Origin of the sequence: Streptomyces sp. NPDC014995 (assembly GCF_043080745.1) — a bacterium.
Lineage (GTDB): Bacteria > Actinomycetota > Actinomycetes > Streptomycetales > Streptomycetaceae > Streptomyces.
Genome location: NZ_JBIBVX010000037.1, coordinates 1 through 11,673, shown reverse-complemented (window position 1 = coordinate 11,673; position 11,673 = coordinate 1). Strand labels below are relative to the sequence as shown.

Sequence of the window (11,673 nt, the reverse complement as noted above, 5' to 3'; positions counted from 1 at the left end):
GGGGGGCCGGCGGGGTGGGTTGTTTTTCGCCGGGGTGTCCGGGGGGGGGGGGGGGGCCCCCCCGCCCGGGGGGGGGGGGGGGGGCCCCCCGGGGGGGTCGGGGCCCCCCCACCGCCGTACGAGAGCTTCTCCGTGCTGCGCTAGCCCGCGTCCTCGCCGTCGATGCCCAGGCGCGGGAGGAGGCCGGGGAGGAGGGGCGGGAGGGTGACGTCCGGTTCGGTGGTGGTGGGTTTGCTGGTGGGGGAGGCGGTGTCCGCGTCCTGGGGCGGGTCGAGCAGGCCGCCGGTGCTGCCGCCGAGCAGGCCGTCGTCGTCGGTGCCGGTGGAGGACGACTTGCTCGGGCTGCCGCTGTCGCCGCCGGTGGGGCCGGCGCCTGAGGAGCTGTCTCCGGTGCTGGGGGCGGTGGAGCGGTCGGTGCCCGAGGTGCCGGTGGACTCCGGGTCGGAGCTCTGCCCGCTGCCGCTGCCGCCCTGGGCCGGAGACCGAGGGAGGAGGGACTGCAGCGGGGCGACCTCTTCGTCTATGGCGTCGAAGACCGACGAGACCTCTCGGCTGACGTCACCGAGCTGCACGGGCAGCCTGTCGCGCAGGGCGCCCCAGACATCGCGGTGCGAGCGCGAGAAGGTGGACAGGGCCTGGATGGGGCCCAGGGAGTCCGGGTCCCGCTCGTACGCCTCGTGCAGCAGCCGGTGGCCCTCGGAGGCGTCGTGGCGCATGCCGGACAGGGCGCGGCGGATCTCGCCGAGGGACTCGTGGTCGAGGTGGGCGCCACCGCGGCCGCGCTCCATGAGCCGGCGGGCCTCGCCGAGCCGGGTGGAGGCCTGGCCGAGGTAGGCCTCGCCGCGCTCGCCGTCGCCCTCGGCGAGGTAGCTCAGCTTGAAGTCCTCGATGCCGCGCTTGAGTCCGTAGAGCGAGTCACCGGGCAGGGCGTCGGAGCTGGCGGCGGCGACGCCGCCGAAGGCGCCCGCGGCCATCCCGACGCTCAGGCCGCCCGCGGTGAGGCTCTTGGCGAGCCGTGTGCGCGGTCGGAACTTGCCCAGCCCGGTCGCCCGGTGCGCTCCCCGCGACCGGCGCGACCGTTGCTCGGGTACCGCTGGTTCCGTCGCCTCGCCCGTGGTGCCCGCCTGCAGCATGGCCTCCATCGCGGCGACCAACTGGGCGCGCTGGACGACCTTGACCTCGGGGTCGAGCTCCGGCTTGGGCAGCTCGGCGAGACTCGTCGCGAGGGCCAGGAGGCGGCCCCGCTCGGTCTGGTCCGCAGCGGCCGGGGCCGGTGCCGATCCTTCGGACTGCTCGGCCGCCGTGCCCTGGTCGGACTGTTCCTCCAGGGCCTGGGCGAAGGCGTTCGCCCGCCGGTGCGCCGATACGTTCGCGATCACTGGCGGCACCTCCTCTCGTCATGACGGTCGACTCCCCGGGGGTTCTGAGGGTTGCACGCCCTCGACCGCTTCACACGATCGAGTGACCGGAGGCGGCCGAGGCGTGACCACAGGGAGCCTGTATCCCGCACAACGACTGGCGCAGCACTTGGGTTACGGACTTCGGATGATCGGGTGGGTAACCCAACGCACCTTCACGGAACGTGAGTTGAGGTTGCCGTCAGTAGGCGGAATCAGCGCGCGTCGTCCGGGAGGAGGCGGGCGAGGGTGCGGACGGCGCGGTACTGGAGGGTCTTGATGGCGCCCTCGTTCTTGCCCATCACGCGCGCGGTCTCGGCGACGGAGAGGCCCTGGAGGAAGCGGAGCGTGACGCACTCCTGCTGCTGGGGGTTGAGGCGTCGTACGGCGTCCAGCAGCGCGGCGTTGGAAAGGGACTCCAGGACGGAGTCCTCCGGGGAGCGCTCGACCTCGTTGGCGTCGAGCATCTCGCCGGTGGTCACCTCGAGGCGGAAGCGGCTGGACTTGAAGTGGTCCGCGACGAGGTTGCGGGCGATGGTCACCAGCCAGGCGCCGAAGTCGCGGCCCTGCCAGGTGAAGGTGCCGATCCGGCGCAGGGCGCGCAGGAACGTCTCACTGGTGAGGTCCTCGGCGGTCGCCTTGCCGCCCACCCGGTAGTAGATGTAGCGGTAGACGGTGTCGCTGTACTGGTCGTAGAGGCGGCCGAAGGCGTCGGCCTCGCCGGCCTGGGCCCGTTCGACGAGGTCCATCATGCGGGCGCTGTCGCTGTCGGCGGCCGGCCGGCGGGCGGTGGCCGCGCCGGCCGCACGGCCTCGTCTGCCGACCGCGGCGCTGCCGTCGGCCAGTGCGTAGCACGGGCCCGCCGGAGCGGCGGCGAAGGCGGGGACGGCGTACGCGGTGGGGACGAAGCCGCGCAACACGTCTCGGACCGTAGCGACCGTTGCGCGCAGCGTAGCCAGGCCCGAGGCGTCAACCCCGACGTGTGGGTACACGGGACTCCCAGAGGCAGAGCTTCCATCACGTGCAGTGCGGGACCGTTCACCCGTCGTAGCGACGGAGGGGTACCGGTTTGCGTCTGAGGAGAATAACGCTTCGTGCAGGCGCTGCTACACCGAGTTGCTCAAATCATCGATTACGTCGCTTCTCTAGCCGATTGGCGCTCAATCAACTTGCCGATAGTGAGCGATTGTTGATCGAAACGGTCCGAGTTTCCGGTCGGTCCGGGGCGTGTTGTGGCGGTGCGCGGACAAGAGGGAGTGAAGGGGGCGTTGCGCGGGTACGACGGTGGATTGGTCGGTTGCCGGTGAGCGCGGTGAGCGCGGTGAGGGCACGCCGGAGCGGCCGGTGAACCCGGCTCCACGGAAACGGCAGGACGGCTGAGCGGCAGGCCGGTGAAACGACAGGACGGTGGAACGGCAGGTGTCAGCGTCGGCGGCGGTGCAGGGCGATGGCCGCCGCCGTGCCGCCGGCGACCGCGCCCACTCCGGCGGCCGCCGGGATGCCGACCTTCGCCGCCTTGCGGCCCGTGCGGTAGTCGCGCAGGCGCCAGTCGAGTTCGCGCGCGTGCCTGCGGAGCTTGCTGTCGGGGTTGATGGCGTAGGGGTGGCCGACCAGCGAGAGCATCGGGATGTCGTTGTGGGAGTCGCTGTAGGCCGCGCAGCGGGAGAGGTCCAGCCCCTCGGCCGCCGCCAGCGCCCGTACCGCCTCCGCCTTCGCCGGACCGTGCAGCGGCTCGCCGACCAGCTTGCCCGTGTAGACCCCGTCCACCGACTCCGCCACCGTGCCCAGCGCGCCGGTGAGGCCGAGGCGGCGGGCGATCACCTGGGCGATCTCCACCGGAGCGGCCGTGACCAGCCACACCTTCTGGCCGGCGTCCAGGTGGGCCTGGGCCAGCGCCCGGGTGCCCGGCCAGATCCGCTCGGCCATGTACTCGTCGTAGATCTCCTCGCCGATCGACTGGAGCTCGGAGACGCGGTGGCCCTGGACGATCGACAGCGCGGAGTCGCGGGCCTCCTGCATGTGTTCCGGGTCCTCGACGCCGGCCAGCCGGAACCACGCCTGCTGCCAGGCGAACCGGACGAGGTCGCGGGTCTCGAAGAACTTCCGCTTGTACAGGCCTCGCCCGAAGTGGAACAGGGCGGCGCCCTGCATCACGGTGTTGTCGAGGTCGAAGAACGCGGCGGCGCGGTCGTCGCCGTGCACGGGGAAGGGCGGTTCCTGTTCGGAGACGTCCTTACGGGCGGCCTCCGCCGAGGCCTCGCCTGCCAACACGCTCCGCGCCGTGGCGGAGCGCCTACGGGGGGTGAGCCATCCAAGAGCGGCCATGGCGTGAGCATAACCAGTCCGTTCGGTGGTTCCGGAGTCACGAGGTTCGAACGCTGTGAACTCTCCGCGACCGTGTCGTTAAAGAACTCGGAGGGATGCGACGGCCGTGGCCCGGCCACGCTCGGCCCTTTCTCGCGGACCGCGCGAGAATGGCTGACATGAGTCCCCTCTTTCGCCGGAAGGGCCCCGCCCCGCAGGACCGGCTCGTGACGTTGATCGGCAAGCCCGGCTGTCATCTGTGTGATGACGCACAGATCGTGATCGAGAAGGTGTGCGGCGATCTCGGTGTCCCGTGGGAGAAGCGGGACATCACCGAGGATCCCCAACTCCACGAGCAGTACTGGGAGCAGATCCCCGTGGTCCTGGTCGACGGACGGCAGCACACCTTCTGGCGCGTGAACGAGGAGCGGCTGCGCCGGGAACTGTCGGGAAGCTGACAGGGAACTGACCGAGGAGTCCAAGTGTTCCCAAAAGTCGCTTAGGATCGACGGTGACCAGATCTCGGGGGCGGGATTCGTGAGGAGAGTGTGCGGTTTTGCCCCCGATAATGAAGGAACGCGGGCGCGTGTGCGCGGGTTCCCCGCGAATGCGCCGGGGGCGCGTGAGCCCGGTCACGTTGGCCGGGCAAAACGGACACCATCTTTGTGCACGCGTTCACAAAGACATAGCCTGCATTCGACGGGGCGGTCTGGGGACGTACGACCGCCTGCAGCCCCGCTCTACCCGCAGGAGCACCGTGGCAACTGGCCGAACTCACCGACCGGCGACCCGCAGCCGAGGGATTCCCGAGGCCACCGTCGCCCGGCTTCCGCTGTACCTCCGAGCCCTGACCGCGCTGTCGGAGCGCTCGGTCCCCACGGTCTCCTCCGAGGAGCTCGCGGCCGCGGCGGGAGTCAACTCCGCGAAGCTGCGCAAGGACTTCTCGTACCTGGGCTCCTACGGGACGCGGGGTGTGGGGTACGACGTCGAGTATCTCGTGTACCAGATCTCCCGCGAGCTGGGCCTGACCCAGGACTGGCCGGTTGTGATCGTCGGTATCGGTAACCTCGGCGCGGCCCTGGCCAACTACGGCGGGTTCGCCTCCCGCGGCTTCCGCGTCGCCGCCCTCATCGACGCCGACCCCGCGATGGCCGGGAAGCCCGTCGCCGGGATCCCCGTCCAGCACACCGACGACCTGGAAAAGATCATCCAGGACAACGGCGTGTCGATCGGCGTCATCGCCACGCCCGCCGGTGCCGCCCAGCAGGTCTGCGAACGGCTCGTGGCCGCCGGTGTCACCTCCATCCTGAACTTCGCGCCGACCGTGCTGTCCGTCCCGGACGGCGTCGACGTGCGCAAGGTCGACCTCTCCATCGAGCTGCAGATCCTCGCCTTCCACGAGCAGCGCAAGGCCGGCGAGGAGGCCGCCGACGCGACGCCCGTTCCGGCCGCCGCGGCCCGTGAGCAGTCCACCGACCAGGGGCCGGACGGGGACGTTCCCGCCGTGATGCCGGCATGAGTCTCCTCGTCGTGGGGCTGAGCCACCGCAGCGCTCCGGTCAGCGTCCTGGAGCGGGCCTCGCTCTCCGCGGACGCCCAGTTCAAGCTGTTGCAGGACACGGTCGCCGCCGAGCCGGCCGCAGAGGCCGCCGTCCTCGCCACCTGCAACCGCATCGAGCTGTACGCCGACGTGGACAAGTTCCACGCCGGTGTCGCCGAGCTGTCCACCCTGCTCGCCCAGCACAGCGGGGTCGGGCTGGAGGAGCTCACCCCCTATCTCTACGTGCACTACGAGGACCGCGCCGTCCACCACCTGTTCTCGGTGGCCTGCGGCCTGGACTCGATGGTCGTCGGCGAGGGCCAGATCCTCGGCCAGATCAAGGACTCGCTGGCCCGCGCGCAGGAACTGCACACCGCCGGCCGGCTGCTGAACGACCTGTTCCAGCAGGCCCTGCGGGTCGGCAAGCGCGCCCACTCCGAGACCGGCATCGACCGCGCCGGCCAGTCCCTGGTCACCTTCGGCCTGGAGCAGCTGGCCCGCGGCACCGACGTCCAGACCTGGGCGCGGGGCAAGAAGGCCCTGGTCATCGGCGCCGGATCGATGTCCTCGCTGGCCGCGGCGACGCTCGCGCGCGTCGGGGTCGCCGAGGTCGTCGTCGCCAACCGCACCCTCGACCGCGCCGAGCGCCTCGCCCAGATCCTCACCGACGCCGACGACACGGACGTGTCCGCCCGCGCGGTCCCGATGGAATCGGTGCCCGAGGAACTGACACGTGCCGACGTCGCGGTCTCCTGTACGGGGGCCACGGGGCTGGTCCTGACGGCGGAGGCGGTCGCCGCGGCGGTCGAGGGCCGTACCGAGGCGCCCGTCGCTTTCGCCGAGGACGCCCCGGGCGCCGAGCCGGCGCAGAGGGACGTACGGCCGCTGCCGCCGACCTCCGTCGGGACCGAAGAGGGCTGTCCGCTGGACCTCTCGGCCGTGCAGCAGTCCGGCTTCTCCGTGATGGGGGAGGCCGCCGTGGCCGGCATGGACGCGGCGACGCTGGAACAGCACGCCGCCTGGGCGACGTCCGCCGCCGTCGACCGCCGCGAGGCCGCCCGCCGGCCCGAGACCGACGCCGAGCTGATCACCGCGCTCGCCGCGACCGCCGCCACCGTCGGCCGCATCCCCGAGCGCCGCAGGCCGGAGCCGGTCGCCGTGCCCGTACGGCCCGAGCCGGTGCTGTTCCTGCTGGACCTGGCGATGCCGCGGGACGTCGACGCGGCCGCGCACCGGCTCGCCGGGGTGCGCCTGGTGGACATCGAGTCGCTCGCCGAGGCCTCCTCGCCCGCATCCGACAACCGGACTCCGTCCGCGGGGCCGATGGCGGCGGACGTGGACCAGGTGCGGCGGATCGTCTCCGACGAGGTCGCCGCCTTCGGCGCCGCGCAGCGGGCCGCGCACATCACGCCGACCGTGGTGGCGCTGCGCGCCATGGCCGCCGATGTCGTGGCGAACGAGATCGCCCGGCTCGACGGCCGGCTGCCCGGGCTGGACGACAAGCACCGCGCGGAGATCACGCAGACCGTTCGGCGTGTCGTGGACAAGCTGCTGCACGCGCCGACCGTCCGGGTCAAGCAGCTCGCGGCCGAGCCCGGCGGCGCCGGATACGCGGACGCGCTGCGCACCCTGTTCGACCTCGACCAGGAGACGGTGGCCTCCGTCTCCCGCGCCGAGGACAGCACCGAGAAGAACCGAGGGCCACGATGACCAAGAAGGCACTGAGGCTGGGGACGAGGCGGAGCAAGCTCGCCATGGCCCAGTCCGGGCAGGTGGCGGAAGCCGTGAGCCAGGTGACCGGACGGCCCGTCGAGCTCGTCGAGATCACCACCTACGGCGACGTGTCCCGCGAGCACCTCGCGCAGATCGGCGGCACGGGCGTGTTCGTCACCGCGCTGCGCGACGCGCTGCTCGGGGGCGAGGTCGACTTCGCGGTTCACTCGCTGAAGGACCTGCCGACCACGCAGCCCGAGGAACTGGTCCTGGCCGCGATACCCGTGCGCGAGGACCCGCGCGACGTCATCGTCGCCCGGGACGCGCTGAAGTTCACCGACCTGCCCCGCGGGGCGCGCATCGGTACGGGTTCGCCGCGCCGGATGGCGCAGCTGAACGCGTACGCGCGCAGCCACGGGCTGGACATAGAGACCGTGCCGATCCGCGGGAACGTCGATACGCGGATCGGGTACGTGCGGGACGGTGAGCTGGACGCGGTGGTACTGGCCGCGGCCGGGCTGAACCGCATCGGTCGTAGTGAGGAAGTGACCGACTTCCTGTCGGTCGACACTGTTCTGCCCGCCCCCGGCCAGGGGGCACTGGCGATCGAGTGTGCCGCGTCCGACGCGGACCTCGTCGCGGCGCTCGGCGAACTCGACGACCCGTTCACCCGGGCCGCCGTGACCGCCGAACGGTCACTGCTCGCCGCCCTGGAGGCCGGTTGCAGCGCCCCTGTGGGCGCGCTGGCCGACCTGCTGGCCGACGGGCAGATTGTCAAGGAAATGCGCCTGCGCGGCGTCGTCGGCACCACCGACGGCACGCGCATGGTGCAGCTGTCCACCACCGGTCCCGTGCCCGACACGCACGACCGGGCAATGGCGCTCGGTCGCGAACTCGCCGCCGAGATGCTTGCCCAGGGCGCGGCCGGTCTGATGGGGGAGCGAGCACATTGAGCCCCACCACCCTTCCCGCCGGCCTGGAACACGGGCACGTCACCTTCCTGGGTGCCGGACCCGGGGATCCGGGACTGCTGACTCTGCGCGCCGTGGAGGCGCTGGCCAACGCGGACGTCCTCGTCGCCGAGCACGACGTGCTCGACGTCGTACGGACGCACGCCAGGCCGGGTGTCGCCGTCGTGAACGCGGACCCGGATCCCTTGCCGGATCCGCTCCCGGGCACGGGCGCACCCCACCCGAAGGTCGTTGACGGCACGTCAACACCCGTCGGGCTCCCCGCTGTGCGGGATGCCGCACATCTTGTCATGGAGGCCGCGCGGGGCGGCAGGCGGGTCGTCCGTGCGGTGTCCGGGGACCCGGGACTGGATACGTATGCGGCCGAGGAAATGCTCGCCTGCGCGGCGGCCGGTGTGCCGTTCGAGGTCGTCCCCGGTGTCGCGGCGGCGGTCGGCGTGCCCGCGTACGCCGGTGTGCCGCTGCGGGACGCGCAGGGGGCGGACGTCCGGTTCGTGGACGCGCGCACGGCGTCCGACCGGTGCTGGACCGAGGTCGGGGTGTCGGACGGCACCGTCGTCGTGTCGACGACGCTCGACTCGGTCGCCGCGGCCGCCGGCGAGCTGGTGTCCGCCGGGCGCAAGCCCGACACGCCGATGACGGTGACGGTGGCGGGTACGACCACGCGGCAGCGGACGTGGACGGCCACGCTCGGGACCATCGCGCAGACGCTGAAGCAGGCGAAGGTGCTGCCGTCGCCCGAGGGCGGCCGGCCGGTGATAGCCGTGGTCGGTGAGCGCTCCGCCCCCGCCCAGCGTGACCAGCTGGCGTGGTTCGAGTCCAAGCCGCTGTTCGGCTGGAAGGTGCTCGTGCCGCGGACCAAGGAGCAGGCGGCGTCGCTCTCCGACCAGCTGCGGTCCTACGGTGCCGTCCCGCACGAGGTGCCGACGATCGCCGTCGAGCCGCCGCGGACGCCCCAGCAGATGGAGCGGGCGGTCAAGGGGCTGGTGACGGGCCGCTACGAGTGGATCGCCTTCACGAGCGTGAACGCGGTCAAGGCCGTGCGGGAGAAGTTCGAGGAGTACGGGCTCGACGCCCGGGCGTTCGCGGGGATCAAGGTCGCCGCGGTGGGGGAGCAGACGGCGAAGGCGCTGGTCGCGTTCGGTGTGAAGCCGGACCTCGTGCCGAGTGGGGAGCAGTCGGCGGCGGGGTTGTTGGAGGACTGGCCTCCGTACGACCCGGTCTTCGACCCGATCGACCGCGTTTTCCTGCCCCGGGCCGACATCGCCACGGAGACGCTGGTCGCCGGGCTCATCGAGCTCGGCTGGGAGGTCGACGACGTCACGGCCTACCGGACCGTGCGGGCCTCGCCGCCGCCGGCGGAGACCCGGGAGGCGATCAAGGGCGGTGGCTTCGACGCCGTTCTCTTCACGTCGTCGTCCACGGTGCGGAACCTGGTGGGCATCGCGGGGAAGCCGCACAACGTGACGGTCATCGCGTGCATCGGGCCGGCCACCGCGAAGACCGCGGAGGAGCACGGGCTGCGGGTGGACGTCATGGCTCCGGAGCCGTCCGTGCACAAGCTGGCGGAGGCGCTGGCCGACTTCGGGGTACGGCGCAGAGCCGCCGCTCTGGAGGCGGGGGATCCGGTGACTCGGCCCAGCGAGCGCAGGCCCGGGGCGAGGCGGCGTAGGGCTACGTGAGGTGTGACGGGGCGCTCCGGGGTGGAGCGCTCCGGGTCGGGGTGCTCCGTGTGTCGGGGCGCTTCGGAGCGGGGCGCTCCGTGCCGGGGCGCTCTGTGCCGGGGCGCTTCGGGTCGGGACGCTCCGGGGCGGGGCGCTCCGTGCCGGGGCGCTCTGTGTCGGGGTGCTTCGTGTCGGGACGCTCCGCCGTGCTGGGTCTCCGCGGGCGTGGTTCAGCTCGAGCGGCCCCGCACCCGTGAAGTCGGGTGCGGGGCCGCTCGTTCTTGTTCTGCCGGTTCCCGGGAGGCGGGCGGCAGGAAGGTCGCTCAGGCGGTGGGGGTGCGGGCTCGTGGGCGAAGCGGCTACACCGGGGTCACCGTGTGGCCGTAGCGCAGGAGGTTTTCCGGGTCGTACGTTGCCTTGTCGTGGCGGAGGCGTTCGTAGACCTCCGGGGTCCAGGCGCGGGCTCGGTCCTGTTCGTTGCCCGGGGTGCCGTGGATGTTGACCATGGTGTGGCCGGTGTCGTAGGGGGCCAGTGTCGCGGTGAGGGCCGCTGTGGCCCGTTCGACCGCCTCGGCGATCGGTGGGGAGGCCAGGACGCCCACCGATTCCAGCAGGTACTCCGCGTCCCTGGCGCAGACCGCGTCCTCCACGGCGGCCGGGCGGGACAGTGCCGCGCCCATGTGGCGCAGCTCCACCATGAGCAGCGGGTAGTCGGGACCGGCCTCGGGGCCGGCCACCGCCAGGAACGCGCGGACGGCTTCCGGGGGGAGGCCGCGGAGCAGGGCGCAGGACTCCCTTGCGGGGAGTGGGTCCTGCGGTTCCATGTGGATGCGGTCCAGAGCCGCGTGGTCCATCACTTCCACGGTGTCGACCGCGACCGGGGCCGCGGTGCGGAGGGGGGCGATCAGGGCCTCGCCCTCCGCCGGGTCGCCCGGCCAGGCGATCGCGACGCGGGCCCAGAAGCCGCCGCGCAGTGGTTCGGGGATCTGCGGGATCGGCGGCAGCCGCAGGATGGTGTACGCGCTGCACATCTGGTCCGGCACCGTCCGCGCCCAGTCGACCCAGGTGCGGAGCAGCGGCTCGGCGTGCTCGCCGGGGCAGTAGATGCCGCCGCCGAGGAGGCGGGGGAGCGGCAGCAGGTCGCAGACGAGGGACGTCACGATGCCCACGTTGCCCTTGCCGCCGCGCAGCGCCCAGAACAGCTCCGATTCGTGGACCGGGTCGGTCTCGTGGAGGGTGCCGTCCGGAGTGACGACCTGGAGGGAGTGGACGTGGTCGGCCGTGTAGCCGTAGGCCCGGCCGAGGACCGGCAGTCCGCCGCCCAGGGTGTAGCCCACCACGCCGGCGTCCGTGGAGGTTCCGCCGAGGCCGGCGAGTCCGTGCGGGGCGCCCGCAGCCATGACGTGGCTCCACTTCGCGCCCGCCGCGACGGTCGCGGTGTGCTCGTCGGGGTCGACGCGTACGTCGGTCATGCGTGACGTGGTGATCAGCAGGCCGTGGTCGATGGGGAAGTTGGCGCCGTGGCCGGTGGCCTGGACGGCTACCGGGGTGTGGGTGGCGCTCGCCCAGCGCAGCGCGGCCACGATGTCGTCGGGGCCGGTCGCGCCGACGACCACGTCGGGGGTGTGCAGCGCGGCCAGGTTGAAGCCGGTGACCTCTTCGGCGTAGCCGTCCTCGCCGGGGCGTAGGACGGGGCCGTGGATGTCCGAGAGGGCGAACAGGGCGGGGGTGGGGTGGTGGGTGGCGGTCATCGCGTCCTCCGTGGCGCGCTTACGGAGGGACGGCGGCGGCTCGGCTCGACGCGACGGAGGGGCGGCCGTCGGGGTCCTCTGGGTCCTTGGGTCCTCTGGTTCCTTTGGGTTCCTCTGAGGTCCTCGTTCCAGGATGGCCCCTCGGAGTGGGGTGCGCCTGCGGGGATGGGGTGGGGGTGGGTGTCTGCGGGGCCTTCGCCTGCGGGGCCTTCGCCTGCGGGTGGTGGGTGGGTCGGGGTGGGGGGGGGGGGGGGGGGGGGGGGGGGGGGGGGGGGGGGGGGGGGGGGGGGGGGGGGGGGGGGGGGGGGGGGGGGGGGGGGGGGGGGGGGGGGGG

At 72.7% G+C, this 11,673-nt stretch carries 9 protein-coding genes; 5 read left to right on the top strand and 4 right to left on the bottom strand.

Annotated features, from left to right (window positions below; genetic code table 11):
- Nucleotides 1-140: 140 nt before the first annotated feature.
- The 3 genes from ACF1A1_RS38845 to ACF1A1_RS38835 form a co-directional block, all read right to left on the bottom strand.
- Nucleotides 141-1,379 carry a DUF5667 domain-containing protein gene (locus ACF1A1_RS38845; RefSeq protein ID WP_392006879.1) on the bottom strand — a complete coding sequence of 413 codons (1,239 nt, stop codon included), beginning with the start codon at nucleotides 1,377-1,379 and terminating at the stop codon, nucleotides 141-143.
- A gap of 233 nt (nucleotides 1,380-1,612) precedes the next feature.
- Nucleotides 1,613-2,389: an ECF subfamily RNA polymerase sigma factor, BldN family gene (locus ACF1A1_RS38840; protein ID WP_392006877.1), complete on the bottom strand. Its 777-nt coding sequence runs from the start codon at nucleotides 2,387-2,389 to the stop codon at nucleotides 1,613-1,615.
- A gap of 430 nt (nucleotides 2,390-2,819) precedes the next feature.
- A complete protein-coding gene (locus ACF1A1_RS38835) occupies nucleotides 2,820-3,722 on the bottom strand; it encodes an HAD family hydrolase (RefSeq protein WP_392006875.1) in 903 nt (300 codons plus the stop codon).
- A 158-nt stretch (nucleotides 3,723-3,880) separates the two neighbouring features.
- On the opposite strand from ACF1A1_RS38835, the gene ACF1A1_RS38830 reads away from it, so the two are divergent.
- The 5 genes from ACF1A1_RS38830 (at nucleotide 3,881) to ACF1A1_RS38810 (ending at nucleotide 9,606) form a co-directional block, all read left to right on the top strand.
- Complete coding sequence (locus ACF1A1_RS38830) at nucleotides 3,881-4,159, top strand: glutaredoxin family protein (RefSeq protein WP_392006873.1); 279 nt, start codon at nucleotides 3,881-3,883, stop codon at nucleotides 4,157-4,159.
- 299 nt (nucleotides 4,160-4,458) lie between these two features.
- Nucleotides 4,459-5,220 (top strand): redox-sensing transcriptional repressor Rex, encoded by a 762-nt coding sequence (locus ACF1A1_RS38825; protein WP_392006871.1) that lies wholly within the window; start codon nucleotides 4,459-4,461, stop codon nucleotides 5,218-5,220.
- A complete protein-coding gene (locus ACF1A1_RS38820) occupies nucleotides 5,217-6,950 on the top strand; it encodes a glutamyl-tRNA reductase (protein WP_392006869.1) in 1,734 nt (577 codons plus the stop codon). The genes ACF1A1_RS38825 and ACF1A1_RS38820 overlap by 4 nt, the downstream gene beginning before the upstream one ends.
- Nucleotides 6,947-7,906: a hydroxymethylbilane synthase gene (gene hemC, locus ACF1A1_RS38815; RefSeq protein ID WP_392006867.1), complete on the top strand. Its 960-nt coding sequence runs from the start codon at nucleotides 6,947-6,949 to the stop codon at nucleotides 7,904-7,906. Before ACF1A1_RS38820 ends, hemC begins: the two co-directional genes overlap by 4 nt.
- Nucleotides 7,903-9,606 (top strand): uroporphyrinogen-III synthase, encoded by a 1,704-nt coding sequence (locus tag ACF1A1_RS38810; protein WP_392006865.1) that lies wholly within the window; start codon nucleotides 7,903-7,905, stop codon nucleotides 9,604-9,606. The genes hemC and ACF1A1_RS38810 overlap by 4 nt, the downstream gene beginning before the upstream one ends.
- A gap of 341 nt (nucleotides 9,607-9,947) precedes the next feature.
- Here the strand turns inward: ACF1A1_RS38810 and ACF1A1_RS38805 are convergent, their stop codons facing one another.
- Nucleotides 9,948-11,339, bottom strand: coding sequence for an FAD-binding oxidoreductase (locus ACF1A1_RS38805; RefSeq protein WP_392006863.1), 1,392 nt, complete (start codon nucleotides 11,337-11,339; stop codon nucleotides 9,948-9,950).
- Between the last annotated feature and the right edge of the window lie 334 nt (nucleotides 11,340-11,673).

Bases quoted from the DNA above. Each gene is read 5' to 3' on its own strand.
- ACF1A1_RS38835 (WP_392006875.1), bottom strand. From the start codon at position 3,722: ATGGCCGCTCTTGGATGGCTCACCCCCCGTAGGCGCTCCGCCACGGCG.
- ACF1A1_RS38830 (WP_392006873.1), top strand. From the start codon at position 3,881: ATGAGTCCCCTCTTTCGCCGGAAGGGCCCCGCCCCGCAGGACCGGCTC.
- ACF1A1_RS38820 (WP_392006869.1), top strand. From the start codon at position 5,217: ATGAGTCTCCTCGTCGTGGGGCTGAGCCACCGCAGCGCTCCGGTCAGC.
- hemC (WP_392006867.1), top strand. From the start codon at position 6,947: ATGACCAAGAAGGCACTGAGGCTGGGGACGAGGCGGAGCAAGCTCGCC.
- ACF1A1_RS38805 (WP_392006863.1), bottom strand. From the start codon at position 11,339: ATGACCGCCACCCACCACCCCACCCCCGCCCTGTTCGCCCTCTCGGAC.